This window comes from Phytohabitans maris (assembly GCF_031085175.1).
Classification (GTDB): domain Bacteria; phylum Actinomycetota; class Actinomycetes; order Mycobacteriales; family Micromonosporaceae; genus Phytohabitans; species Phytohabitans maris.
Window position 1 is genome coordinate 90,572 of record NZ_JAVHUY010000001.1, and the last position, 25,131, is coordinate 115,702.

A 25,131-nucleotide genomic window follows, 5' to 3' on the forward strand; every position below is an offset into this window, starting at 1 on the left:
GATTAGACCGTTCGTTCAACGGTGAACGCGGTGGCAGGAGGCTCTGGTGGCAGCGAAATCGGCAGCGAACGACGTCTACGTGTACGACTTCGCCGAAGGCAACAAGGACATGGCGGACCTCCTCGGCGGCAAGGGGGCCAACCTCGCCGAGATGACCAACCTCGGGCTGCCCGTGCCGCCGGGCTTCACCATCACCACAGAGGCGTGCCGGGCGTACCTGACCACCGGTCGCGAGCCGGACGGGCTGCGCGAGCAGGTCGACCGGCACCTGGCCGACCTGGAGGAGGCGCGCGGCAAGCGCCTCGGCGACGCGGCCGACCCGCTGCTGGTCTCGGTCCGCTCGGGCGCCCGCTTTTCGATGCCGGGCATGATGGAGACCGTCCTCAACGTCGGGCTCAACGACGCGAGCGTGTCCGGCCTCGCCGCGCAGGCCGGTGGCGACGAGCGGTTCGCGTGGGACTCGTACCGGCGGCTGATCCAGATGTTCGGCAAGACGGTGTGCGAGGTGCCGGGCGAGGAGTTCGAGCACGCGCTCGACGAGGCCAAGCGGGCCCGCGGCACCGACAACGACCTCGACCTGGACGACGGCGACCTGCGGGCGCTGGTCGACGCGTACAAGAAGATCTTCGCCAAGCACACCGGGCGCGAGTTTCCCCAGGACGCCCGGGAGCAGATGGACCTGGCGATCCGCGCTGTCTTCGAGTCGTGGAACGCCGAGCGGGCCGTGCTCTACCGCCGCCAGGAGCGGATCCCGGCCGACCTCGGTACCGCCGTGAACGTGGTGGCGATGGTCTTCGGCAACCTCGGCCCGGACTCGGGTACCGGCGTCGCCTTCACCCGCGACCCGGCCTCCGGCACCCAGGGCATCTACGGCGACTACCTGGCCAACGCGCAGGGCGAGGACGTGGTGGCCGGCATCCGCAACACGATCCCGCTGCAGGAGCTGGAGCGGCTGGACAAGAGGTCGTACGACGACCTGCTCGGCATCATGGCCACATTGGAGGGTCACTACAAGGACCTGTGCGACATCGAGTTCACCATCGAGCAGGGCAAGCTGTGGATGCTGCAGACCCGGGTGGGCAAGCGCACCGCGGCGGCCGCGTTCATCATCGCCGGCCAGCTCGTCGACGAAGGGCTCATCGACCTGGACGAGGCGGCGCGGCGGGTCAACGGCGCCCAGCTCGGCCAGCTGATGTTCCCCCGCTTCGACCTCACCGACGAGCCCAAGCCGCTCGCCAAGGGCGTGGGCGCGTCCCCGGGCGCGGCGGTCGGCAAGGCGGTCTTCGACGCGCCCCGCGCGGTCGAGCTGGCCAAGGAGGGCGAGGCGGTCATCCTGGTCCGCCGGGAGACCAACCCGGACGACCTCGCCGGCATGATCGCGGCACAGGGCATCCTCACCTCGCGCGGCGGCAAGACGAGCCACGCGGCCGTCGTGGCGCGTGGGATGGGCAAGACGTGCGTCAGCGGCGCCGACGCGCTCGATGTGGACACCCGCAAGAAGAAGTTCACAGTGGACGGTACGACGATCGTCGAGGGGGACGTCATCTCCATCGACGGCACGACCGGCCGGGTGTACGTCGGCGAGGTGCCGGTGCGACCGTCCGAAGTGGTCCGCTACTTCGAGGGCGAGCTGTCACCGGAGGAGGACGAGGTCGACCCGCTCGTGTCGGCCGTACACCGGATCATGTCGCACGCCGACGCGGCGCGGCGGCTGCGGGTCCGGACGAACGCCGACACCGGGCATGACGCGGCGCGGGCGCGGCGCTTCGGGGCCGAGGGGATCGGCCTGTGCCGCACCGAGCACATGTTCCTCGGCGACCGGCGCGAACTGGTCGAGCGGCTCATCCTCGCCCGCACCGAGGGCGAGCGGCAGGAGGCGCTGGACGCGCTGCTTCCCTTGCAGCGGGCCGACTTCCTGGAGATCTTCGAGGCGATGGACGGGCTTCCGGTCACCGTACGGCTGATCGACCCGCCGTTGCACGAGTTCCTGCCGTCGCTGGAGGAGCTGGCCGTGAGCGTGGCGGTCGCGCACGAGCGGGGCGAGAACGCGGGCAAGGCCGAGGCGCTGCTCGCCGCCGTACGCCGGATGCACGAGCAGAACCCGATGCTGGGCCTGCGCGGCGTACGGCTGGGGCTGGTCATCCCGGGCCTGTTCGCGATGCAGGTACGGGCCATCGCCGAAGCCGCCGCCGAGTGTGCGCGCCGCGGCGGCAACCCGTGTCCGGAGATCATGGTGCCGCTCGTCGGCGCGGTGCAGGAGCTGGAGACGGTACGCGCCGAAGCCGAGCGGATCATCGCCGAGGCGGGCGCCGACGACGTGTCGATCGGCACGATGATCGAGGTGCCGCGGGCGGCGCTGACCTCGGGGCAGATCGCCGAGGCGGCCGAGTTCTTCTCGTTCGGCACCAACGACCTCACCCAGATGGCCTGGGGCTTCTCCCGGGACGACGTCGAGGGCGCGTTCTTCTGGCGCTACCTGGAGCTGGGCATCTTCGGCATCTCGCCGTTCGAGTCGATCGACCGGGACGGCGTCGGGCGGCTGGTGCGGATCGCGGTGGACGAGGGGCGCGCGGCCCGGCCGGACCTCAAGATCGGCGTCTGCGGCGAGCACGGCGGCGACCCGGAGTCGGTGCACTTCTTCCACGAGGTGGGGCTGGACTACGTCTCCTGCTCGCCGTTCCGGGTGCCGATCGCGCGGCTGGAGGCCGGCCGCGCGGCGATCGAGACCGCGGTGGGCTCGGACAGCCGCTGAACCGCCCGGTGCCCGCCGGCCGGGGAGGGCGTGCTCCCCGGCCGGCGAACGGATCGGGCGCTCAGACGTCGAGGTTTTCCTCGATCTGGCGCAGCTGGTGGCGGGCCATGGCGAGGTTGGCGCGCCCCTTGAGCAGGGCCACGTAGAGGAACAGCCCCTTGCCCGCGCGACCGGTGAGCGGCCGGATCAGGTGGTACTGGGTGTCCAAAGTGATCAGGATGTCTTCGATCGCTTCCTTGATGTTGAGCATCTCCATGGCGCGCAGCTTGGCCCGCACCACGTCGGTGTTGCCGGCGGCCGCGACGGCCAGGTCGAGGTCCTTGGTGCCGCCGATCGTGCCGAGCGCCATACCGCTGGTGTAGTCGGCCAGCGCGGCGCCGATGGCACCGTCGATCTGCATGATTTCCTTGAGGCTCGCGTCCATGTCAGCCATGGGGTGGTGCACTCCTGTCCTGTGTGGATTGTCTTCTGTGGATGCTCGTGGGCCTGCTATCGGCTGATCGTGGCCATGGGTGTGCGGCGGGCGAGGCGGTGCCGGTCCGGGGCGTTCGCCGCCGGGGCGGGCGTCGGCGGCTGGGTTATCCCGCGACCGTCGACGATCCGGCCGAGGCGGGCCGCGACCTGGCGGGCCTCGTGGTGCAAGCGGGCGAGGTTGGCGTGCGGGCGGGTGAGCACGGTCAGCAGGCCGCCGCGGCCCGCCGCGTACACGACGACGGAGCCGCCGTCCGCCTGGATCACCGTCTCGCGCAGGTGACCCTGCTGGACGGTGGCGGCGAACCGCTGCCCCAGCCCGAGGCTGGCGGCGGAGAGCGCGGCTACGGTTTCCGCCTCCACGCCACCGGGCTCCCGTTCCCTACCGGTGCCCATGTCGCTGGCGATGAGCATGCCGTCGGGGGGGGGGGGGGCCGCCCCGGGGCGGGGGGGCGGGCGCGGCCGCCGCGCCCCCCCGGGGCCCATGTCGCGGGCGCTGAGCATCCCGGGGGGGCCCCCCCCCCCCGCGCCGGCGATGTCGGGCAGCCGCTGCCGCAGCGCCCGTAACTCGGCGATCCCGTCCAAGGATCATCCCCCCTTCGGTGATGGTGTTCCGTTGCGTCACAGGGCTTCCAGGCCCGACCGGATGCGGGTGAGCAGGGCCTCGTCCAGCTCGTCCCGGAACGCGGGCGGTGGATCCGGGCCGGACGGCTGCTGTCCGGGTGTGCGGCGCGGCAGCCGGGCCTCGGTCTGGTTGGTGCGGCCACCACCGCCGGCCGCCACCGCGCGGCGCGAGTTGGTCGCCCGCCGGGGGACCGGCGGCGATGGCTTCGCGGTGGGGCCGGGTGTGGCGCCGGCCTTCGGCTCCGCGGGCTTCTCTGTGCCGGCCGCGGTGCCAGCCTTCGGCTCCGGCGGCTTTCCTGTTCCGGGCGGCGCGGCCGCCTGCGGCTCGTCCGGCGGCGCGGCCGTGACCAGGCCGGCGGCCGCGAGGCGGCGCAGCTCCAGCAGGGTCGTGTATCCGGCCCGCCCGACCAGCCGCGCGAGGTCGGTCGCGCTCCGCTGGCCGTCACAGTGGACGATCAGCTCCCACTGCGCCCCGCTGAGCACCAGCCGCGGCACCGGCGCGCGCGGGACCGCCACCAGCGGCCCGGTGTCCACATCGGAGGACGGGTGGGCGTCGTCGAGCAGCCTGCGGCGGCGGGTCAGCTCGCGGCCGAGTACCCCGGCGTCGACCTGGCAGACCGGGCCGAGCGGGTGCCGCTCGCCGGCCCCGAACCGGACCCGGACGGGTGCCGGCGACAGCACGAAGAACGCCGCGTCGTAGATCGCCCCGAGCGTGCAGAGCTCGAGCTCGCCCTGGGTGAGGTGGCCCTGCGCGACCAGCAGCGGGCCGACCTCGTCGCCGCTGGCGGCGGCCGCTTCCCACACCTGCCCGGGCAGGCGGCCGGAGGTGGTGAGCAGTTCGCCAACACCCGGCGAGGCCGGGGACTCGACGTAGCTGACCCAGCCGTCGGTCAGGTACACGATGCCGCCGGGCTCGCCCTCGACGTGCAGCGCTCCGGTCTCACCGGCGCCGGCGAGCTGGGTCAGGGTACGGCGTGGGAGCACGGCCTTGCCCGTGCGCGCGGTCTTCACCGCCCTACCGGCCGGCGCTGGGGACCGGAGCGGCGGCCGCGCCCGAGCCGGCCGGGACACCGGCCAGCCCGTCGGCGAGCTGCCGCAACTGCCTGCGGGCCATCGCCAGGTTGCCCTGGGCCCGGTCCAGCCACAGATAAAGCACGAGCCGGCTGTCGAAGACCGTGTGCACCTGCTGGATCAGGTGGTAGCCGTCGAGCGTGGTGATGATGATGTCTTCGACGCGGTCGCCCGGCCGCGCCGACGCGAACGGGGCACCGGTGGCCGCCACGTTGACGATCTCGGCGGTGCCGGCCCAGGTGGCGTCGGGGTCGTCGGTGGGGGCCCGCCCAACCGCGCCGACGGCGAAGCCGGTCGTGTGGTCGATGATGCTGGCGCCGATGGCGCCATTGATCGCCATCGCCTGCGCGAGGCAGTCGTCAATGCCGGACACTGCAATAGCTCCTCGGCCCGGAGGAGCGCTCGCTACCCAGTCCGGCCAGGTGGGTGTCGAGCTCCGGGCGTAGTTATGTCGACCAGCAGCCGCCACGCCGGTCCGGTCGTTGTCGCGCCAGCACGTTACCGCGCGCGGCCGCCCGAGTACGGCCGGCGATCGGCCAGCGAATCTCGGATGATCGGCGGTTGCCACTCGGCCCCTCCCGGGGTCACGCGTACCGGCGGCACCGGGGATGATGATCCTGGGCGTAACGTGGTCGTCACTTTGGCGTCGTCTGGCGATAAGGCGTCGCCGGACGACAACTGGGTACAAATCGGGAGGCATACCTATGGGCAGCCGCTGGGAGAACCTGGTCGTCGATGCGCTGGATCCGGCGCGCCTCGCGCGCTGGTGGGCCGAGGCGCTCGGCTACCAGATCACCTACGAGCGGCCCGACGAGGTGGAGATCCGCCGTACGCCCGAGGAACTGCCCGGTTTGATCTTCGTGCCCGTCCCGGACGCCAAGGCCGGCAAGAACCGCCTGCACGTCGACCTCCGCCCCGCCGACCAGGAGGCCGAGGTCGAGCGCCTGGTCAACATGGGCGCCCGCCACGTCGACGTGGGCCAGGGCAACGCCGCCTGGGTGGTCCTGGCCGACCCCGAGGGCAACGAGTTCTGCGTCCTGAAGCAGCGCGGGTAGGACCCCGCCGCTCGCTCCGCTCGGCGAGGGCCCGGCGGCGATAGAGTCAGGGCGTGATCGAGGCCGAGCGGTTCGTGCCCGAGCCGCGCAAGGACACGGGACACGGGCGCAGCCCGTTCGAGCGGGATCGGGCGCGGGTGCTCCACTCGGCGGCGTTCCGCCGGCTGGCCGCCAAGACCCAGGTGCACACCGCCGGCTCCGACGACTTCCTGCGCACCCGGCTGACCCACTCGCTGGAGGTCGCGCAGATCGCCCGGGAGATGGGTGCCCGGCTGGGCTGCGACCCGGACGTGGTCGACGTGGCCGGGCTCGCCCACGACCTCGGGCATCCACCGTTCGGCCACAACGGCGAAGACGCGCTCGACGCCGTCGCGCGGGAGTGCGGCGGCTTCGAGGGCAACGCGCAGACGCTGCGCGTACTCACGCGGCTGGAGGCCAAGGTCGACGGCGCCGGCCTCAATCTCACCCGGGCCTCGCTCGACGCGACCTGTAAATATCCCTGGCCGCGCCGCCCGGGGCGGCGCAAGTTCGGCGTGTACGCCGACGACGCGGAGATCTTCGCCTGGGTGCGCGCGGGGGTGGCGGGGGAGGAGCGGTGCCTGGAGGCCCAGGTCATGGACTGGGCCGACGACGTCGCCTACTCGGTGCACGACGTCGAAGACGGCGTGCACGGCGGCTACATCGCGCTCGGCCGGCTGCTGGTCGACGCCGACGAGCGCGCGGCGCTCTGCGCGGACGTGTCGGCCGCCTACTCCGCCGAGACCCCCGGCGACCTGGCCGAGGTGCTCACCGGCCTGCTCGCCGACCCCGCGCTCGCGCCGCTGGCCGGATACGACGGCAGCTACCGTGCCCAGGCCGCGCTCAAGGGCGCGACGAGCGTGCAGATCGGGCGCTTCGTGGCTTCCGCGGTCGAGGCCACCAAGGAGGCCTCGGGGGACGGGCCGCTGCGCCGGTACGACGCGGACCTGGTCGTACCGCGCCTGATCCGGGCCCAGTGCGCGCTCCTCAAGGGGATGGCCCTGCGCTACGTGATGCGCCGTGAGGGCGCCGAGATGTGGTACGAGCGGCAGCGGGAGATCCTCGCCGACCTGGTCCGGGCGCTGGCGGCGCGGGCGCCGGACGGGTTGGACCCGATCTTCGCGCCATTGTGGAAGGCCGCGCCGGACGACCCGAGTCGGCTTAGAGTGGTGATCGACCAGGTGGCCTCCCTGACCGACCCCGCCGCCGTCGCCTGGCACCAGCGACTGACCGGAGGCTGAGCTGCATGTATCTGATCATCGGCGCTTCCCTGGCCGGCGCGAAGGCCGCCCAGACGCTGCGCGAGGAGGGCTACGCCGGGCGGTTGGTCCTGGTCGGCGAGGAGACCGACCGGCCGTACGAGCGGCCCCCGCTCTCCAAGGGCTACCTGGCCGGCAAGGAGCCGCAGGAGAAGGCGTTCGTGCACGACGCGGGCTGGTACGCGGAGCACGACGTCGAGCTGGTCCTCGGCCGCCGCGCCACCCACCTCGACGTCGCCGCGCACACGGTCACCCTCGACGGGGTCGAGGAGCTGCGCTACGACAAGCTGCTGCTGGCCACCGGCTCGCGCGTCCGCACGCTCGACGTGCCCGGCTCCGACGCCCACGGCATCCGCTACCTGCGCACGATGGACGAGGCCGAGGCGCTGCTCGACCGCCTGCGCACCGGGGGCGACGTGGTGGTGGTCGGCGCCGGCTGGATCGGGCTCGAGGTCGCCGCGGCCGCCCGCGAGCACGGCTGCGCGGTCACCGTCGTGGAGGCGGCGCCCCTCCCGCTGTACAACGTGCTCGGCCAAGAGGTCGCCACGCTCTTCCGCGACCTGCACGAGGCGTGCGGCGTGCGGTTCCACTTCGAGGCCGGTGTGCGCGAGTTCGGCGGCGTCAGCGGCCAGGTGTCCGATGTGGTGCTCGATGACAACACGGAGATCCCCGCCGACCTGGTGGTCGTCGGCGTCGGCATCCGCCCGGCGACCGAGCTGGCCGAGACGGCCGGCCTCGCGGTCGACGACGGCGTGGTCACCGACGCGGCGCTGCGCACCGCCGACCCCGACGTGTACGCGTGCGGCGACGTGGCCCGCTTCCACAGCCCGCTGGTCGGCGCGCGGATCCGCGTCGAGCACTGGTCCAACGCGCTCAACGGTGGCCCGGCCGCGGCCCGCTCGATGCTCGGCCAGCCCGTGTCGTACGACCGCGTGCCGTACTTCTTCACCGACCAGTACGACCTCGGCATGGAGTACGCGGGCTGGGTGCCGCCCCGCGGCTACGACCGCGTCGTCTTCCGCGGCGAGCCGTCCATCGTGGACGGCAAGACCCCGGAGCTGGTGGTCTTCTGGACCAAGGGCGGCCGGGTGCTCGCCGGCATGAACGTCAACGTGTGGGACGTGCAGGACCAGATCCAGGCCCTGGTCCGCGCCGGCTACGCCGGGACCGCCGTCGACCTCGACCGCCTCGCCGACCCGTCGGTGCCGCTGGAGTCACTGGTCGGCTGAGCATCGGCCTCGTGCGGCGCGGCTAGGATCGACGGGTGCCCGTACAGCCCAAGCTCCTGGCGATCAGCGACCTGCACGTGGCGTACGCGGATAACCGCGAGCTCGTGGAGGGGTACCGTCCCGAGACCGACGACGACTGGCTGCTGGTCGCCGGCGACGTCGGCGAGATGGCGGCTGACATCGAGTGGACCCTGCGGCTGCTGGCCGGCCGCTTTCGCAAGGTGGTGTGGGCGCCGGGCAACCACGAGCTGTGGACGCCCAAGGACGACAGCGTCCAGCTGCGGGGCGAGGCGCGCTACCAGCACCTCGTCGAGCTGTGTCGCGGCCTCGGCGTGGTGACCCCGGAAGACCCGTACCCGATCTGGGAGGGTGAGGGCGGTCCCGTCACTGTCGTGCCGCTTTTCCTGTTGTACGACTACACGTTCCGGATGCCGGGCTTCGACACCAAAGAGGCGTCCCTCGCGAACGCGTACGACGCGGGCGTGGTCTGCACCGACGAGTTCTTCCTGCACCCCGACCCCTACCCGACCCGCGAAGCCTGGTGCGCCGCCCGGCTGGAGCTGACGCTGCGCCGGCTGGCCGAGCGCGAGCGCCCCGAGCTGCCGACCGTCTTCGTCAACCACTTCCCGCTCGTGCGCGCGGTGACCGACATCCTGTACCACCCCGAGTTCGCCCAGTGGTGCGGCACCGTGCACACCGCCGACTGGCACGTGCGCTTCAACTCCGCGGCCGTCGTCTACGGCCACCTGCACATCCCGCGGGTCAACTGGTTCGACGGCGTACGGTTCGAGGAGGTCTCGCTCGGCTACCCGCGTGAGTGGCGGGCGCGCGCAGCGCCGCCGCGGGGACCCCGCCAGATTCTGCCCACTGTGGACGGTGCCCGTGTTGGCTGAGCTTCTCCCGGCGGCCGTGGTGGCCGTCGAGGCGTACGACGACGCCACGCCGGTCCAGCTCTTCCCCGAGGAGGAGGCCATCGTCGCCCGCGCCGTCGACAAGCGGCGGCGGGAGTTCACCACCGTGCGCGGCTGCGCCCGGCAGGCGCTGGCCCGGCTGGGTCACCGGCCGGTGCCGATCCTGCCCGGCCAGCGCGGCGCGCCCCAGTGGCCGGCCGGCGTGGTCGGCACGATGACCCACTGCGAGGGATACCGGGCCTGCGCGCTCGCGCTCGACAGCGACGTGCGCACGCTCGGCGTCGACGCGGAGCCCGCCGGGCCGCTTCCCGAGGGCGTGCTCGACGCGATCGCGCTCGCCGAGGAGCTGGCGATGCTCCGCGACCTCGACGCGCGGGCCCCCGGCATGCACTGGGACCGGCTGCTCTTCAGCGCCAAGGAAACGGTGTACAAGGCGTGGTTTCCGCTCACCGGCGAGTGGCTCGACTTCAGCGAGGCGCGGATCGCGATCGACCCCGACGCGGGCACGTTCGAGGCGGCGCTGCTCGTGCCCGGACCGGAGACACCCGAGGGGCGGCTGACCGGCTTCTCCGGCCGGTGGCTGAGCCGGCGTGGCCTCCTGCTGACGTCCATTGTGGTCACCGTGCCGGCGGCTCCGTCGACCGCGGTGCCGAGCAGCAGGACCCCGCACGTGATCAAAGCTCCTCCCAAGTCGTTCTAGCGACTTCAGAGGAGCTTTGATCACGGGTGGAGCACTAGTTGACGTTGATGGTGAACGTTGTCGTCGTGTTCCGGATGTTCTGGACGTTGTTGCTGAACCGCAGGTTGTTGAAGGTCACCGAGCCGCGCACCGGACCCTCGCCGGGCTCGGGCAACTCGTTGGCCCAGATGCCGAAGCCGGACTTGGCGTCGTACGCGTCACCGCTGCGCTGCGCCCCCGAGATGGAGACGTTGGTGAAGACGGTGTCCGCCACCGGGAACAGCGGCTGACCGTTCACGTAGTCGGTCTGGAACATGATGCCGTGGTACGTCGGGTCGACGATGTCGACGTTGCTGACCCGGATCCCCTGGAACACCTTCGTTGCCGAGTAGACCCAGATGCCGGGGAAGGTCTGCGCGCCCCAGAAGTGACCACCGGACCGGACGATCGACAGCCCGTCGAACACGGTCGGCGGGTCGGCGCCGAAGCCGTCCATCGGGATGCCGAAGTCGAGCGAGCTGATGGTGACACCGGAGTACACCAGCGTATCCGCCACGTGGATGTTGCGGAACGTGTTGCCCAGCCCGCCGTAGACCGCGACACCGGCGGCCCGCCAGGTCAGGATCGACGTGAGGTTTTCGAACACGTTGTCCCGCTGGGCCCCGCCGCCGCCGTCCGTGGCCGCGAAGAGCGCGAAGCTGTCGTCGCCGGACGCCCGGGACTCGTTGTTGCTGACCAGGTTGCCCGTGCTGCCGTTGGTCATGTTGATGGCGTCCGCGAACCCGTTCCGGATCCGGTTGTTGCGGATGGTCATGTTGTCGGTGTTGAGTCCCCAGTAGAGGCACATCTGGTGCTCGGCCCAGATCCCGTCGATGGTGATTCCGGAGACGTTCTGCAGGTCGAAGACCTTGCCCGGCCCGTCGTTGCGGGCGGTGTAGTTGCCGAAGTACGAGAAGCCGGTGAAGACCGAGCCCGCCGCCGCGTTCTCCACGCGGAAGCCGACATCGGTGTTCTCCTGGTTCTGCGGCGCGACGAACCGGCTGTACCAGGCGCCGGCGCCGACCACACGCACGGCCTTGCCGTACACCTGGAACTTGCTCGACGTCGGGTAGTCGCCGGCGGGTAGGTAGACGCCGACCAGGTTGCCGGTGGTGTCCATCCGTACCCGGTCGAGCGCGTTCTGCACGTCCTGGTGGGTGAAGCCGGTCGGTGTGGTGTACCGCGCCGGGTCCGGGTTGCCCACCTGCGAGACCTGCTCCGTGCTGACGAAGTCGATGGCGAACGTCCCGCTGTTCGCCGCGTCCTTCTGCAGCTTGATCCGGCTGCCGGCGGGCACGGTCGAGTTGAGGAAGATGTTCGCCTCGTCGTAGATGTGCCGCGGGCTCCCCGCGCCCGGCGAGTTGCCGGGGCCGGCCTCCGCGCCGTACAGCCACGCGTACTTCGAGGTCAGCGGGATCGCCTTGTGGAACACGTCGTTGACGTACACGTTGAGCGTGCTGGTCGTGCCGCCACCGCCGGCGGAGTCCGGGATGGAGAAGCGGGTGACCAGCGTGTTGGTGTCGCCGCGGGTGGTGAACTGCACGTACGCGCCGTTCTGGTTGAGCGTGACCGCCCGGCGGCCGGAGGCCTCACCGGCGAGGTCGCCGATCGTCCGGTTTGGACCGATGACCGCCGCACCGCCGCCGACCGTACCCTCCTCCGCCTCCAGGATGTCGAACGGCATGTTGGCGCCGCGACCCACGAAGAGCGGCCGCTCGCTGGTGTTGTTGGCCTGCTTGACCGGCAGCTCGTTGGCGTCGCCCGCGAGCACGACCCGGACCGTGTACCGGCCGTTGCCGGCGGTCCACGTGCCGAGGTTGAGCACCGGTGTGGTGGCGCCAGCCGCGATCGCGCCGCTGTACGAGCCGGTGAGCGTCCGCACCGCCGTACCGGAGTCGCCCAGTACGGTCAGCGTGACGCCGTGCGCGCCGGCCGCCGAGGCGATGTTGCCCTGGTTGCGGATCGACGCGGTGAACGTGACGGTGTTGCCGTTCGACGGGTTGTTCGGCGTCCAGCCCACCGCCGCGGCCACCAGGTCCGAACTGGACACCGGAGTGACCACAAGGGACGTGGGGCTGGTGAAGGAGTTGTTGGCGTCGTTCTGCTCGATGACGTCGCCGTCCTCGTCCACCTTGGCGGTCACCTGGTAGGTGCCGGCGTCGCGTGGACCGATGTTCGCCGAGACCGTGGCCGAGGCGCCGGCCGCGAGCCCACCGACGGCGGCGGTGCCGGCGAGCGTCGTACCCAGGTAGAAGTTGACGTCCGTGGCCCCGGAGGCCGCGCTGCCCGCGTTGCGCACGGTGGCGGAGAGGGTGATGGCACTGGTCTCCACCGGCGCGGCCGGGCTGGACGTGATGCCGGTGACGGTGAGGTCGGGGTTGGGTGCCGGCGTGCCGATCACCTGGAACTCCGCCACCTGCCCGCCCGGTGCCCCGGAGTTGGCGGTGAAGCGCAGTTGCACGTCCGCGACGGTCGCGGTGACCGGGATCGTCACGGTGTTGCTGGCGGCCGGGTTGAACGTGTACGTCTGCGCCGACACCAGGTTGCCGAAGCCGGACGCGCTCTGCTCCCGGCCGAGCACCTGCACCGTCTGCGTACGGGTCCCCCAGATCGGGTCCGGGTTGAGCCGCAGCACGACCGAGCTGATGCTCGCGTTCGCGCCGAGCTGCACGGTCAGCGTGCCGGGGAAGCCGTTGGACTCCCAGTACGTGCCGACGTTGTCGTCGTTGGCGTTGGTCGGGACGTACGTGTGCACGTGGCCGGACTCGGTGATCGGCTTGCCGACCGCGAGGTTGGTGCCGCCGGTCGGTCCGCCCGGCCGGGTGACGGTGTTGCTGTTGGCGGACTGGTTGCCGGCGGCGTCCCGGGCCCGCACGTGGTACGAGACCGTGGTGCCGTCCGGCTGGTTGTCGGTGAACGTGGTGACGTTTCCGGCCACGCTCGTGCGGAGCTCGTTGTTGGCGTAGACGTCGTATGCCGTGACGCCGACGTTGTCGGTCGAGGCGCTCCAGGTGAGCCGGATCTGCCCGGTGGCCGGCTGGGTGTAGGCGAGGTTGCCGGGCACGCTCGGCGGCTGGGTGTCACCGGTCGCCGGGCCGTAGACCTCCAGCTCAGAGACCTGCCCGGCCGGCCAGCCGGTGTTGGCGGTGATGTTCAGCCGCAGGTACCGGGTCGTGGTCGCGGTGAAGTCGATGGTCACGGTGTTGCCGCTCGCCGGGTTGAAGACGTACCCGGCGGAGGCGACCAGCGTGCCGAACGACGATCCGTTGCCGCTCGACTGCACGGTCAGTGTCTGGGTGCGGGTCTCCCAGCCGGCCGGCAGCTTGAGCACGAGCTGGTTGACGCTCACCGACGAGCCGAGGTCCACCTGGATCCACTGTGGAAACGCGTTGTTGGCGCTCTCCCAGTACGAGCCCTGGTTGGCGTCGTTGGCGTTGCCGCCGGGGAAGCCGCCCTGGGTGCTGCTGACCTGGATCGCCTTGCCGGCCGCGAGGTTGGGCCCGGCGGCCGCGACGGCGAAGACGTCGAGCGCGGAGAGCTGTGCCGCTGGCGCGCCCGTGTTGGCGGTGACGTCGACCCGCACGTACCGGGCGGTGGTGGCGGCGAAGTCGATCGTCACGGTGTTGCCGTTGCCCGGCGCGAACGTGTACGCCGCCGAGGAGACGATCGTGGCGAACGTGCTGCCGTTCGGGCTCCCCTGCACGGAGAGCGTCTGGGTGCGCTGGCTCCAGCCGGCCGGAAGCCGGAGCCGCACCTGGTCGATGGAGCGGCTGGCGCCCAGGTCGACCTGCGCCCACTGGGGGAAGGCGCCGGAGCCCTGCCAGTAGGTGGCCTGGTCGCCGTCGGTGAGGTTGGCGATGGGGAACGAGGCGGCGGTGGCGCTGGCCGACGCGGTGCGTCCGGCGGCGAGGCTGGGGCCGGCGGCGGCCTCGGCGGGCGTCGCGACCGCGACCCCCGCCACCAGCATTACGGCGGCGACGAGTGCTCTTGCGGATCTTCGGGACATGGCGGTGCGGCACCTACTTCCGTGGGCGACAGAGGGGGCCAGACCGGTGAGTCGCCACGCCCGGGCGCGTGGGGCGCACCTGTGTTACGTGGCGATGACGATACAAATTCAGACTGATCAACGCAAGAAGCTGATCCATATCCGCAAGAACTGAACTCCGCGAGCGGCACTCGGACCAGGCTGGTCTTGACAGGCAATACCTAACAGTTAAGCTCTAGCCGTTAGGTATTGGAGGAGCGTCGATGAAGTACGTCGTACTCGGCCTGCTGGCGGCCGGCCCGGCACACGGCTACGAGGTGCGCCGGCGATACGACGAGCTCTTCGCCGGCGCCGGTGTGGAGGTCAACGTCGGCCAGATCTACGTCACCCTCGGCCGGCTGGAAAAGGACGGCCTGGTCGCCCAGACACCCGCGCCGGGCGGTGACAAGCGGGACCGCAAGGTCTACCGGCTCACCGACACCGGCACCAAGGCGCTGCGCGAGTGGTTCGCCGAGCGCCCCGACACCCCGATCGTCAAGCCGGACGTGCTGCTGCGGCTGGTCACGGCCCGGCTCGCCGCGGACGTGATCCCGGGCATCGACGCCCGCGCGATCATCACCGACCACCGCCAGCGGTGCTTCGAGGCGCTGCGCGACCTCGACCGCCAGGCCGGGCAGACCCCGCCGGGCAGCGTGAGCGGCCTGCTGCTCCAGGCCGCCGCGTTGCACCTGCAGGCCGAGCTGCGCTGGCTGGAGGCGTGCGAGCAGCAGCTCACCCAGATCCAGCCCCTGTCCCCACCCAAGCCGGACGGAGACCAGCCATGACCGACCCGTTGCTGCGCGCCAGCGCGCTCGTGCGGACCTACCGCGGCGGAGCCCGGGAGTACGCCGCCCTGCGAGACGTATCCCTGACCGTGGCCGCCGGCGACTGGGTGGCCATCACCGGCCCGAGCGGGTGCGGCAAGTCCACGCTGCTGCACCTGCTCGGTGGCCTGGACAGACCGGACAGCGGCGAGGTGTGGCTGGCCGGCACCCGGCTGGACGACCGCGGCGAGAGCGGTCGGGCGCTGCTGCGCCGGCGGCACGTGGGGTTCGTGTTCCAGTTCCTCAACCTGGTGCCGACGATGACCGTGATCGGCAACGTCGAGCTGCCCCTGGTCCTGCAGGGGGTCGGGCGGCGAGAGGCGCGCGCCCGTTCGCTGGAGATCCTCGAAGAGCTCGGCGTGGGCGACGCCGCCGACGCCGCGCCGGCCGAGCTCTCCGGCGGGCAGCAGCAGCGGGTGGCGCTGGCCCGTGCGGTCGTGCACCGCCCCGACGTGCTGCTCGCCGACGAGCCGACCGGCGCGCTCGACTCCGCCTCCGCCGAGGTGGTGCTCGACCTGCTGCGCCGCCGCCACGCCGCTGGCCAGAGCATCGTGCTGGTCACCCACGACCACAGGGTGGCGGCCGCGGCAGACCGGGTCGTGACCATGCTCGACGGCCAGATCGTCGACGAGCGTGACCTGACCGGTGCCAAGGAGCGCCCCACGTACGCCAACCTGATCAACCTGGAGGGCTGAGCCATGTCCGCCACCCTTCGGCTGGCGCTGTCCGGGCTGCGCGGGCGGAGCAAGGTCGCCGCCGGTGCCACCGCGCTGGTGGCCGCCCTCGCCGCGGCCGCCGTGGTCGCCGGCCTCTCGGTGCAGAGCCAGGGCGGCCCGCAGGTCGACGAGATCTACCGCGACTCCGGCCGTCCCGACCTGGTGGTCTACGGCGAGCCGGCCGCGCTGGCGGGGCTGCGGGGCGACGCCGCGTTCGCCGCGACCGGGCCGGTCACCCCGTTCACCACCGGCGACGTCGAGATCGGCGACGGGTCGGTGGAGGCGCGCGTCGCCACGCTCCCGCCGGCGTCCGCGGTGGGCGCGCCCCAGCTGCGCACCGGACGGTGGCCGGTGGCAGCGGGCGAGGTCGTGTTCGACCGGGCCACCGCCGTCGAGGCCGGCGTCCGCGACGGCGATCTGGTACGTGTCGACGTGGCTGGCCGCCCCTCGACCCTCACCGTGGTCGGCACCGCCGTCGACCTCACGGACTGCTTCTATCCCGACTGCGACCCGATCCGGCTCTTCGTGTCTCCGGCCGGGCTCGACGCGCTCGCGCCCAGCGGGGTCGAGCGGGGCGCGCTGCTGATCGGCCGGCTCACCGACCCGGACGCCGCCGACGCGGCCGCCGCCCGCCTCGGCACCCTCCCCGGTGTCGACGGGGTGCAGCCGTGGCCGGACACCCGCGACGACATCCTCGTCCGGGAGCTCATCTTCGGCGCCTCGCTCGCCGGGTTCGGCGTGTTCGTGCTGCTGGCGGCCGCCTTCGTGGTGGCCGGCGCGGCCGCGGCGCGGCTGCTGGCCCGGCGCCGCGAGATCGCGATGCTCCAGGCCGTCGGCTACACCAACCGGCAGGTCGTCGGCGGCCTGCTCGGCGAGACGCTGCTCCTCGGCGTGACCGGCGCGGTCCTCGGCTGGGTGGTCGGCACGCTCGTCGCGCCGCTCCTGCAGGTCGGGCTCGCCGCGGCGATGGGCCGCACCGGGCTGCGGGTGAGCGTGGTGTCGCTGCTGATCGCGGTCGCGTTCGTCGGGGTGATCCTGGCCGCGGCCACGGTGATCCCGGCGCGGCGGGCCGCCCGCCAGCCGGTCACCGACGTGCTCCGCGACGCCCCGCCCCGCTCGGCCGCCCCGGCCCGCGTCGCGCGGCTGCTGGAGCGGCTGCGGCTCGCCCCGGCCGCCCGCTTTGGCCTCGGCACCGTGCTGGCCCGGCCGGCCCGTTCGGCGCTGACCGCCGCCGCGCTGGCGATCGCCGTGGCCGCGGTCGTGGTCGCCGCCGGTTTCATGTCCACGATGGACAGGATCGTGAGCGAACCGGCCCGGGCCGGCGACCCGTACGACGTGATGGTGGCCGGCGACGGCACCGGCGGCGCGGGCACGGCGGCGGCGCTCTCCGCGATGCCCGAGGTCGCCGGCTGGTACACCCAGACCGACCGGCGGGCCACGCTCGGCGAGGAGACGTTTCTGGCTCGGGCGATCGGCGGCGACCCGGCGCAGGCGGGCTTCCTGCTGCGCGAGGGCGAACCGCTGCGCGCGGCGGGCGAGGCGGTCGCCGGATACGGGTTCCTGCGGCGGTTCGGCCTGGCGGTGGGAGACACAGTGGACATCCGGGCCGGTGAGGCAGCGCTCTCGCTGCGGATCGTCGGCTGGTACAGCGAGACCGAAGACACCGGCGAGGTGCTCATGTACCGGGCCGAGATGCTTCCCGGCGCCACGCCCGACGCGTTCCTGGTGAGCGGCCGGGGTGGGTCGCCGGAGGCGCTGGCGACCGCGCTGCGCGACCGGCTCGGCCCCGCCGCGACGGTACGGGCCCGCGAGGCAGACCCCGACGAGCTTGGCGTCTTCACGGTCGCGCTGCAGGTGATGGCCGGGCTCGTACTCGTCGTCAGCCTCGCCAACCTGGCCGCCGCGCTGCTGAGCGGCGCCCGGGAGCGGGCCCGGGTACTGGGAGTGCTGCGCACGGTCGGCTTCACGGTGCGGCAGACACTCGCCCAGTCGGCGACCGGCGGGGCGGCGCTCGGGCTCGCCGCCGGCATCGTGGGCCTGCCGGTCGGGCTGGTCGTACTCCGGGTGCTCGCCGACCAGGTGACCACCGGGATCGGCGCCGGCCCGGGGCTCTCCCAGTACCCGTCGGGGCTCCTGCTCGCCGCGACCGTCCCGGCCGCCGCCCTCGCCGGTGCGCTCGCCGGCGCGGCGGCCACCCGCCGCCTAGCCGGCACTTCCGCCGCAACGCTGGTCCGCTGGGAGTAACCCTCCACCCGCCCGTGACCCTCCGCCCGGTTGATCAGGGAGTTGGTGGGCGTGTCGCGCCGCGTGTCACTCCATCAAGTCCCTGATCAACCGCGGCGGGAGCGGAGTCCGGCCGGATGCTAGGGTGCCGCAGGTGACCGACGCTGACGTGCACCTCGTCGCCCAGCCGCGCATCGACACAGTCGTGACGGAGTTTCACACCGAGAGCCGGCGGCTGCGCAGTGACTTCGCCGGGATGGCCTGGATCGGCGACGAGCCGGCGGGCGAGACCGGCATGATGGGCCCCAACTACCGCCGCCGCGCGGTCGACTCGCGGCTCTTCCTGCCCGACACCCACTGGTACGACGCGGACGCCCTCGATGACGTCGAGGTGCAGGTCGTGGTCGGCCTCCTGCAGGTGCCCGCCACCGACCGGGGCACGCAGGGCCTGGTCGGCGCGCTGGCCGAGCCCGAGGTCGACTTCTTCGAGCACCCCGCCGGGCTCGACGGGGTCGGCCTCTGCCTCGGCCTGCGCGGCGAGATCTGGTCCAACGTCGGCCTGTCCTACAAGGTCACCGTGCTCTGCCGCCCCGAGGCGCTGGTGCGCAAGGGCGACACCCCACAGCCCGCCGACGAAGACGAGTCCTGAGAGAGCCTGGTCGCGCGTCCCGGGCGTTCTTCAGACCGGATTTGCCCCGGTCCGCGCCAGCTGTAGACCGCTTGCGCGGGGTACCCGCGCAACGGTCCGGACCACCGCGGACGTCGCGGCAGCCCAGATCCTGGACGGCACCGCTACCAGGCCCGCACCGCCGAGTGGGTGACCGCCGTGGCCGGCTGGGTGGCCGTCACGTCGTCGATGGCGCCGGCGAGGAGGCCGCGCAGGGTCTCGTCGGCGTCGGGGATGCAGGCCCTGGCGATGCCCTGCACCGCGAACTCCACCGTGCGTGGCGCGCCGTGCCGCTGGTACATCCTCCGGGAGACGGACACGTCGTAGGTGAACCGGTGTGCCCAGCGGGCCGCGAGTGGCGCGCGCAGCAGGGCGCCCCGGCTGGACGGGCGGAGCGTGTCCGGTGGGCGCCCGTCGAGGCCGGCCAGCAGGCGGTTGCCGCTGAGCACCGAGACGGCCATCGCGTTTTGCATCTCGGCGGAGACGACCGGCAGGGCGGTCTCCGCGGCGCGCAGCGCGATCAACGCGTCCCAGCGGACGTCGTCGCTGGTCAGGCCGATGACCGAGGGGATCAGCTCGGCGAGGCGCTGGCGGCCGGTGTCACTGGTGTGGTCGTTGACCAGGCGGGCGAGTGAGGCGAGCAGCGGGTGTGTGCAGCCCGGATGGTCGCTCCACCGCTCCCCGGCGAGGTAGGACGCCATCTCCATGAAGCAGGCGCCCTTGCGCGGGTTGCGGTGACGGCCGCGGGACAGCACCGGCATCGAGTCGGGCAGGTGGACATCGGTCGTCATGGGCACCTCCAGGCAACAGGTGCGGTTCAGACTCCTCTCAGTTTCCCCCAGCGGGCCGCTCTAGTCACGAGCATTACCGACCGGTGCGGATCTCCCGTCGCTAGACTCTCCCCGCCGGGGGCCGTGACGTGGATCTCACGGGCGATGTCGAGGACCAGCGTGCCGCTCCGACCTACCGGTGCGAGGGGCCCGACCAGGGCACCGAGACCACGAGGGGTTTACGCCGTGAAGTACATGATGTTGATCTATCAGAACACCGCCGCGGCGGCCGCCATGTCCGAGGAGGAGATGGGCGGCCTGCAGAACGAGGCCGGCGACATCTGGCAGGAGCTGGTCAAGACCGGCGAGTGGGTCAGCGGTGCCGGGCTCGCCGGTCCGGCCCAGGCCAAGGCGATCCGGGTCCGCGACGGGGTCGCGGCGGTCACGGACGGGCCGTTCACCGAGGCCAAGGAGCAGCTGGCCGGCCTCTGCATCTTCGAGGTCGAGTCGCTGGAGCGGGCCGTCGAGATCGCCCAGCGCTGGCCGGACGCGCGTTACTGGGGCGTCGAGCTCCGCGAGGTCGTCGGCGTCGCAGAAGCCTGACCCGCCCGTGATCGAAGCTCCCGTCACGTCGTTCTAGCGACGTGAGGGGAGCTTCGATCACAGCGGGTCTGAGCAGGGCGTCCCCGGAAACGGGGGCGCCCTGACGTCGTTTCCGGCCCCGAAAAACGACGCACGCCGTGTGCGACCGGGCGCGGCGGGCCCGTTGTCTGATCCCCGGGGTTGATCGTCCCGGCGAACCTGGCCGCTCCCAAAGACGGTCGACCGCGAGTACCGGGCCTGGGGAGGCAGTAAGCGGTTAGGGGAGAGAGACGATGCCACAGGAGACGTCCGCAACGCGGCTGCGCGCACTGGCGGCCGAGGTGTTCGACGTACCGGCGGAGGAGATCACCGACGGCGCGGCCTTCTACGAGGACCTCGGCGTCGACTCGTTGCAGAAGGTGGACTTCGTCGTACGGATGGAGCGGCAGCTCGGGCTGAAGCTCACCGACGACGAGGCGGCCGGCATGCGGGACCTCGGCGGGGCGATCACCGTACTGAGAAGCCGGGGACTGAGCGTTGGACCGTGACGGCGTCGCGGTGTCCGGCGTGGGCGCGGTCTCACCCGCCGGACTGGGCGTGCACGCGCTGTGGCGCGCCATCGAGGACCGCCGGGTGCTCACCGGGCCGGTGACGCGGTACGACCTGTCCGGGTACCCGACCCGGCAGGCCGCCGAGGTGCCGCCCGGCGCGGTCGCGGCGCTCGACTCGCTGGTACCCCCGCACGAGTCGCTGGCCGCCCGCTACCTGGCCGCCGCGACGCTGGAGGCGCTCGGCGACGCCGGGCTGCCGGCACACCGGCGGCGCGGGCGGCTGGGACTGTTCGTGGGCACGGTCATGGGTACCCGGCCGCTGCTCGACCGGGCGATCGGGCGCGGACCGCTCGGCGTGGCCGACCGGGCCTGGGCCCGCCCCGACGAGCTGCTCGCCGCCGTACGCCAGGTGGTCACAGTGGACGGTCCGGCGGTGCTGCTGGCGCCGGGCTGCTCGGCCGGCAACGAGGCGATCGCCGCCGGCGCCGCGGCGGTGGCCTCCGGCGAGGTGGACGTGGCGGTCTGCGGCGGGGCGGACGAGCTTTCGCTGGAGGTGTTCGCGTTCTTCACGTCGATGCGGGCGCTCGCCGCCGACGCGATCCGGCCGTTCGACGCGGGGCGCCGGGGCACGATGCCGGGCGAGGGGGCGGCGGTGCTCGTGCTGGAGCGGGCCGAGCGGGTCGCCGCCCGCGGCCGTAAGCCACTGGCCCGGGTGCTGGCTACCGCGTCCGCCGCCGACGCGCACAACCTGACCCAGCCGCACCCGGACGGCGCCGGCCTGATCGCCACGATCCAGACCTGCCTCGACCGCGCCCGGGTCGAGCCGGACGACGTCGACTGGGTCTGCGCGCACGGCACCGGAACGCCGGCCAACGACGCCGTCGAGGCCCGCGCGGTCGCCAAGGCGCTCGGCGGCCGGCGGCGCCCGGTGCTCTCCTCCGTGAAGGGACAGCTGGGCCACGCGGAGGGCGCGGCCGCCGCGCTGGAGGCCGTCATCGGGGTACGCGCGCTCGCGTACGACCTCGTGCCCGGCAACGTGACGCTCGTCGAGCCGGACCCGGAGTGTGCCGGCGTCGACCTGGTCGAGCCGGCCGGCCGGCGGGGGCCGGTGCGCCGGGTGCTGAGCCAGGCGTACGGCTTCGGCGGCGCGGTCTGCACCGTGCTCCTGGGGAAGGGGAACCCCGATGCCCGCTAGCGTCACCGTCTGCGGCGCCGGCCTACGCCTGTCCGAAGTGGACGACCTGGCGTCGCTCGCCCGCCGCCTCCGCTCCGCGCCGGCACCCGCGGAGGTACGCCGGTTCGCCGCGCCGGACACCGTGCTCGCCCCGGTGGAGCGGGAGGTCTACGGCCCGGTCGAGCCCCGGGTCCCGGCCCGCGCCGGCACTCGCGGCCTGCGCAGCCTCCCACACGAGTCACTGCTGGCCCTGGGCGCCGCCGCCAGCACCCCGGGCAAGCAGGGCCCCGACGACACGACGGCGGTGGTCTGGGCGAGCTCCACGGCCGGGCTGCCGGAGTACGCCACAGTCTGCGCCGAGGCGTCCACATTGGAGCCAGGGTTCGTCGCGCCGGCCCTCGGGCCCGCCTCGGCACACAACGGGCCGGCCGCGACCGTCTCGATCCGGCTCGGCCTCGCCGGCCCCAACCTCACCCTCACCGGCGGGGCCACGGCCGGCATCTCGGCGATCGCCGAGGCGATGCGGCTCATCGCGGCCGGCGACGCGAGAGCCGCGCTGGTCGGCGCCTCCGCCACCGTGACGCGGTGGAGCCTCACCGCCGCCCAGGACCACCTCACGCCCGCCGAGGGCGCCGCCTGCCTCGTGCTGGACCCGGCCGGCGGCTCCGGCATCCAGCTGGGCGAGTGCCACCGCACCGACCTCGTCCGCGCGACCGCCCGGGTGATCCAGGCCGCCGCGCGGCCGCAGACCCGCCCGGACGGCCTCGTGGTGTCCACATCGGACTTCGGCCTCGTGGACGCGCTCGCGTCCGGGCAACCGTTTCCGGTCTGGCACGTCGAGCGGGCGCTCGGCGACCTCGGCGCGGCGGGCGGCTTTCTCGCGGTGGTGGGTGCCGCCGCGCTCTGCGCCGCCACCGGCCCGCTCGCGGCGCCCCGGCCGCTCCCGGATGCCGGGCTGCTCGCGGGGCCCGGGCTGCTCCCGGATGCCGGGCTGCTCGCGGGGCCCGGGCTGCTCCCGGATGCCGGGCTGCTCGCGGGGGCCGGGCTGCTCGCGGCGCCCGGTGAGCGAAGCGAGCCCAACCCGATCAGGCCCACGAAAATCCTCGCCCTCGCGGTCGAGCCGTGCGGGAGCACGGCCAGCTTGGAGGTTTCGTCATCGTGAACAACAACATCGTCGAGCACCTGCTCTCCGCTGGTAAGCCCGACGCGACCGCGTACGTGGACGCCGGTGGTCAGGTCACGTACGCCGAGCTGGCCCGGGCGGTGCACGCCTACGCGGCGCGGCTGGACGGCTCCGCGTTCCGCCCGGGGAGCAACGCGCTGATCGTCGCCGACGACTCGATCGCGACGGTCGTGGCGATCCTGGGCGTGTGGTGGGCCGGTGGCGTACCGGTGCCGGTCAGCCCGATGCTCACCCCGGCCGAGATCGAGTTCATCGCGGGCGACTGCTCGGCCACGTACCTGCACGTGGACGAGCGGGCCGAGGAGCGGTTCCCCGCCAAGGGTGCCCTCGACCTGCCCCGCGGGCGGGCCGACCGGATGGCCCCGTACGACGGTGAGATCCCGCCCCCCGCGCACCAGGGCGACGGCGACGTGGTGCTGATCCAGTACACGTCGGGGAGCACCGGCCAGCCCAAGGGCGTGCTGCACACCCGGGCCGGCATCGACGGCGTGCTGAGCGGCTTCGGCCGGATCCTCGCGCTCTCCCCGGCCGACACCGTGCTCTCCACGGCCAAGCTCTCCTTCGGGTACGGCTTCGGCAACTCGCTGCTCTTCCCGCTCGCCGCCGGCGCCCGTACCGTCCTCAGCGCCGGCCCGCCGGACGTCTTCCGGGTCGCCGCCACGCTCGCCGCCCACCGCCCGACCGTGCTCTGCTCGGTGCCCCGGGTGTACGCGGCGCTGCTGGAGCGGATCCGCCACGGCGAGGCGCTCGCGCTCGGCTCGCTGCGGCTGGCCGTCTCGGCCGGCGAGCACCTGCCCGCGCCGATGTGCGGCGAGTTCGCCAGGGTGTGCAGCGCCCCGCTGGTCAACGGGCTCGGCGCGACCGAGGTGCTGCACATCGTGGTGGCCACCAACGGCAGCCGGCCCGGCTCGACCGGCATCCCGGTACCCGGTGTGCGGATCACCGTCCGCGACGACCAGGGACAGGTCGTGCCGGACGGTGTCGAGGGGCGGCTGCACGTGGCCGGCGGCTCGGTCGCGGCCGGCTACCTGGACCGGGCCGACGCCACCGCCCGCACGTTCGCCGACGGCGGGGCGTACACCGGTGACATCGTGCGCCGCGCGGTGGACGGCGACCTGGAGTACGTCTGCCGCCGCGACGACCTGATCAACGTGGGCGGCTTCAAGGTGTCGCCGTTCGAGGTGGAGGCCGCCGCCCGCGAGGTGGACGGCCTCTCCCAGGTCGCGGTCGTGGGCGCCCGGGACACCAGCGGGCTGGAGCAGGCGGTCGCCTACCTGGTACCGGAGAACGGGGTGGACCGCGCGGTGCTGCGCACGGCGGCGCGGCAGGCGTTCCGGGACCGGCTGCCGGTCTTCAAGCGGCCGGCCGTCATCGAGGTCGTCGACCAGCTCCCGGTCACCTCGACCGGCAAGCTGGCCCGCTTCAAGCTGCGTACCGGCGAGGTCAACGTGACGCTGCGGGTGCTGCGCGAGGGGCGGGGAGGTAGGTACAGGCGCACGCTGATCTGCCTGCCGTACGCGGGCGGTTCGGCCGGCTCGTACACCCGGCTGGCCAAGCACCTGCCGGAGTCGTGGCGGGTGGTGGCCGGCGAGGCGAGCCTGCGTGGCCCGGTCACCGTGGCCGATGTCGCCGACGCGTGGTGGAAGGCGGTCACCCCGTACCTCTCCGCCGGTACCGTCCTCTTTGGACACAGCCTGGGCGCGCTCGTCGCCGCCGAGGTCGCCAACCGTGCCGGCGCCGGGCTGGAGCCGGCGCACGTGGTGCTCTCCGCCCCGCCGCTGTCCGGCGCGGCCGCCCGGGCGATCCGCTCGCAGGACGACGCGCAACTCGTCGCCGACCTCACCCGCAGCGGGCTGATGCCACCCACCACGCTCACCGCGGACGAGGTCGGGCGGCTGCTGCTGCCCCGCTTCCGGCGCGACCTGTCGCTGGTGCCGGAGGAGTGGACGCCAACGCTGGAGACCCCGGTGCACGTGCTGGTCGGCGCGGAGGACACCCTCTGCACGCTGCCCGGCGTCGCCGCCCGCCTCCGCCCGTCGATGGTCGCGAGTACGCACGTGGTGGACGGCGGTCATTACTTTGTGGTGACCAACCCGGTGCAGACCGCTGCCGTGCTGGCTGGCCTCTACCCGTAGGCGACGGGACGGGGAGAGGCCCCCCGCCCGTCCGTCGTTGCCGCGGCGGGCGGGCGGGATCCGGGCTCAGCTGGTGGGTCTCGTGGGTGCGAGGCGAAGCAGCCACAAGACCCACCAGGTGGGCCCTGAGCCGTGAATGGCACGGCCAGATGCCCGGCTTGGGGACCGTGGGCG

21 protein-coding genes are annotated in these 25,131 nt (G+C 73.0%); 15 read left to right on the plus strand and 6 right to left on the minus strand.

Annotated elements, in window-relative coordinates:
* Positions 1-46: 46 nt before the first annotated feature.
* Complete coding sequence (gene ppdK / locus RB614_RS00425; protein WP_308710254.1) at positions 47-2,752, plus strand: pyruvate, phosphate dikinase; 2,706 nt, start codon at positions 47-49, stop codon at positions 2,750-2,752.
* A gap of 61 nt (positions 2,753-2,813) precedes the next feature.
* On the opposite strand, the gene RB614_RS00430 is transcribed toward ppdK, so the two are convergent.
* The 4 genes from RB614_RS00430 to RB614_RS00445 form a co-directional block, all read right to left on the minus strand.
* On the minus strand, positions 2,814-3,185 hold the full coding sequence (locus RB614_RS00430) for a hypothetical protein (RefSeq protein WP_308710255.1): 372 nt from the start codon (positions 3,183-3,185) through the stop codon (positions 2,814-2,816).
* Positions 3,186-3,241: 56 nt separating this feature from the next.
* Entirely contained in the window at positions 3,242-3,637 is a 396-nt protein-coding gene (locus RB614_RS00435; RefSeq protein WP_308710256.1) for a roadblock/LC7 domain-containing protein, read from the minus strand.
* A gap of 207 nt (positions 3,638-3,844) precedes the next feature.
* On the minus strand, positions 3,845-4,858 hold the full coding sequence (locus RB614_RS00440) for an ADAM 12 protein (protein WP_308710258.1): 1,014 nt from the start codon (positions 4,856-4,858) through the stop codon (positions 3,845-3,847).
* A gap of 4 nt (positions 4,859-4,862) precedes the next feature.
* Positions 4,863-5,291, minus strand: a complete 429-nt coding sequence (locus tag RB614_RS00445; protein ID WP_308710259.1) for a hypothetical protein — start codon at positions 5,289-5,291, stop codon at positions 4,863-4,865.
* A 331-nt stretch (positions 5,292-5,622) separates the two neighbouring features.
* On the opposite strand from RB614_RS00445, the gene RB614_RS00450 reads away from it, so the two are divergent.
* From RB614_RS00450 to RB614_RS00470, 5 genes are read left to right on the plus strand one after another with little or no spacing between them, the layout of a single operon-like run.
* Entirely contained in the window at positions 5,623-5,973 is a 351-nt protein-coding gene (locus tag RB614_RS00450; RefSeq protein WP_308710260.1) for a VOC family protein, read from the plus strand.
* Between the two features lie 53 nt (positions 5,974-6,026).
* Complete coding sequence (locus RB614_RS00455) at positions 6,027-7,232, plus strand: deoxyguanosinetriphosphate triphosphohydrolase (protein ID WP_308710261.1); 1,206 nt, start codon at positions 6,027-6,029, stop codon at positions 7,230-7,232.
* A gap of 5 nt (positions 7,233-7,237) precedes the next feature.
* The gene (locus tag RB614_RS00460; protein WP_308710262.1) at positions 7,238-8,479 is read left to right on the plus strand and encodes an NAD(P)/FAD-dependent oxidoreductase; all 1,242 of its coding nucleotides are present in this window, start codon (positions 7,238-7,240) and stop codon (positions 8,477-8,479) included.
* 35 nt (positions 8,480-8,514) lie between these two features.
* Complete coding sequence (locus tag RB614_RS00465) at positions 8,515-9,372, plus strand: metallophosphoesterase family protein (protein WP_308710263.1); 858 nt, start codon at positions 8,515-8,517, stop codon at positions 9,370-9,372.
* Positions 9,362-10,090, plus strand: a complete 729-nt coding sequence (locus tag RB614_RS00470; protein WP_308710264.1) for a 4'-phosphopantetheinyl transferase family protein — start codon at positions 9,362-9,364, stop codon at positions 10,088-10,090. Before RB614_RS00465 ends, RB614_RS00470 begins: the two co-directional genes overlap by 11 nt.
* Positions 10,091-10,124: 34 nt before the next feature.
* Here RB614_RS00470 and RB614_RS00475 read toward each other — a convergent pair whose 3' ends face one another.
* Entirely contained in the window at positions 10,125-14,114 is a 3,990-nt protein-coding gene (locus RB614_RS00475; protein WP_308710265.1) for a galactose-binding domain-containing protein, read from the minus strand.
* 242 nt (positions 14,115-14,356) lie between these two features.
* Here RB614_RS00475 and RB614_RS00480 point away from each other — a divergent pair, with 242 nt between their 5' ends.
* The 4 genes from RB614_RS00480 to RB614_RS00495 all read left to right on the plus strand — a co-directional run bounded on the left by RB614_RS00480 (position 14,357) and on the right by RB614_RS00495 (position 18,544).
* Positions 14,357-14,917 (plus strand): PadR family transcriptional regulator, encoded by a 561-nt coding sequence (locus RB614_RS00480; RefSeq protein WP_308710266.1) that lies wholly within the window; start codon positions 14,357-14,359, stop codon positions 14,915-14,917.
* Positions 14,914-15,651: an ABC transporter ATP-binding protein gene (locus tag RB614_RS00485; protein ID WP_308710267.1), complete on the plus strand. Its 738-nt coding sequence runs from the start codon at positions 14,914-14,916 to the stop codon at positions 15,649-15,651. The genes RB614_RS00480 and RB614_RS00485 overlap by 4 nt, the downstream gene beginning before the upstream one ends.
* A 3-nt stretch (positions 15,652-15,654) precedes the next feature.
* Complete coding sequence (locus RB614_RS00490) at positions 15,655-17,916, plus strand: FtsX-like permease family protein (RefSeq protein ID WP_308710268.1); 2,262 nt, start codon at positions 15,655-15,657, stop codon at positions 17,914-17,916.
* A 133-nt stretch (positions 17,917-18,049) separates the two neighbouring features.
* Positions 18,050-18,544 (plus strand): hypothetical protein, encoded by a 495-nt coding sequence (locus RB614_RS00495; protein WP_308710269.1) that lies wholly within the window; start codon positions 18,050-18,052, stop codon positions 18,542-18,544.
* Positions 18,545-18,687: 143 nt separating this feature from the next.
* Here the strand turns inward: RB614_RS00495 and RB614_RS00500 are convergent, their stop codons facing one another.
* Positions 18,688-19,353 (minus strand): hypothetical protein, encoded by a 666-nt coding sequence (locus RB614_RS00500; RefSeq protein WP_308710270.1) that lies wholly within the window; start codon positions 19,351-19,353, stop codon positions 18,688-18,690.
* Between the two features lie 234 nt (positions 19,354-19,587).
* Here RB614_RS00500 and RB614_RS00505 point away from each other — a divergent pair, with 234 nt between their 5' ends.
* The 5 genes from RB614_RS00505 to RB614_RS00525 all read left to right on the plus strand — a co-directional run bounded on the left by RB614_RS00505 (position 19,588) and on the right by RB614_RS00525 (position 24,957).
* Complete coding sequence (locus RB614_RS00505) at positions 19,588-19,935, plus strand: YciI family protein (RefSeq protein WP_308710516.1); 348 nt, start codon at positions 19,588-19,590, stop codon at positions 19,933-19,935.
* A 272-nt stretch (positions 19,936-20,207) separates the two neighbouring features.
* Complete coding sequence (locus tag RB614_RS00510) at positions 20,208-20,462, plus strand: acyl carrier protein (RefSeq protein WP_308710271.1); 255 nt, start codon at positions 20,208-20,210, stop codon at positions 20,460-20,462.
* A complete protein-coding gene (locus tag RB614_RS00515) occupies positions 20,452-21,660 on the plus strand; it encodes a beta-ketoacyl synthase N-terminal-like domain-containing protein (protein WP_308710272.1) in 1,209 nt (402 codons plus the stop codon). Before RB614_RS00510 ends, RB614_RS00515 begins: the two co-directional genes overlap by 11 nt.
* Positions 21,650-22,801, plus strand: coding sequence for a beta-ketoacyl synthase N-terminal-like domain-containing protein (locus RB614_RS00520; protein WP_308710273.1), 1,152 nt, complete (start codon positions 21,650-21,652; stop codon positions 22,799-22,801). Before RB614_RS00515 ends, RB614_RS00520 begins: the two co-directional genes overlap by 11 nt.
* Positions 22,798-24,957: an AMP-binding protein gene (locus tag RB614_RS00525; protein ID WP_308710274.1), complete on the plus strand. Its 2,160-nt coding sequence runs from the start codon at positions 22,798-22,800 to the stop codon at positions 24,955-24,957. Before RB614_RS00520 ends, RB614_RS00525 begins: the two co-directional genes overlap by 4 nt.
* Positions 24,958-25,131 lie beyond the last annotated feature (174 nt).

Bases quoted from the DNA above. Each gene is read 5' to 3' on its own strand.
- RB614_RS00475 (WP_308710265.1), bottom strand. From the start codon at position 14,114: ATGTCCCGAAGATCCGCAAGAGCACTCGTCGCCGCCGTAATGCTGGTG.
- RB614_RS00490 (WP_308710268.1), top strand. From the start codon at position 15,655: ATGTCCGCCACCCTTCGGCTGGCGCTGTCCGGGCTGCGCGGGCGGAGC.
- RB614_RS00520 (WP_308710273.1), top strand. From the start codon at position 21,650: ATGCCCGCTAGCGTCACCGTCTGCGGCGCCGGCCTACGCCTGTCCGAA.
- RB614_RS00435 (WP_308710256.1), bottom strand. From the start codon at position 3,637: ATGCTCATCGCCAGCGACATGGGCACCGGTAGGGAACGGGAGCCCGGT.
- RB614_RS00480 (WP_308710266.1), top strand. From the start codon at position 14,357: ATGAAGTACGTCGTACTCGGCCTGCTGGCGGCCGGCCCGGCACACGGC.
- RB614_RS00510 (WP_308710271.1), top strand. From the start codon at position 20,208: ATGCCACAGGAGACGTCCGCAACGCGGCTGCGCGCACTGGCGGCCGAG.
- RB614_RS00485 (WP_308710267.1), top strand. From the start codon at position 14,914: ATGACCGACCCGTTGCTGCGCGCCAGCGCGCTCGTGCGGACCTACCGC.
- RB614_RS00430 (WP_308710255.1), bottom strand. From the start codon at position 3,185: ATGGCTGACATGGACGCGAGCCTCAAGGAAATCATGCAGATCGACGGT.
- RB614_RS00500 (WP_308710270.1), bottom strand. From the start codon at position 19,353: ATGACGACCGATGTCCACCTGCCCGACTCGATGCCGGTGCTGTCCCGC.
- RB614_RS00460 (WP_308710262.1), top strand. From the start codon at position 7,238: ATGTATCTGATCATCGGCGCTTCCCTGGCCGGCGCGAAGGCCGCCCAG.
- RB614_RS00505 (WP_308710516.1), top strand. From the start codon at position 19,588: ATGATGTTGATCTATCAGAACACCGCCGCGGCGGCCGCCATGTCCGAG.
- RB614_RS00450 (WP_308710260.1), top strand. From the start codon at position 5,623: ATGGGCAGCCGCTGGGAGAACCTGGTCGTCGATGCGCTGGATCCGGCG.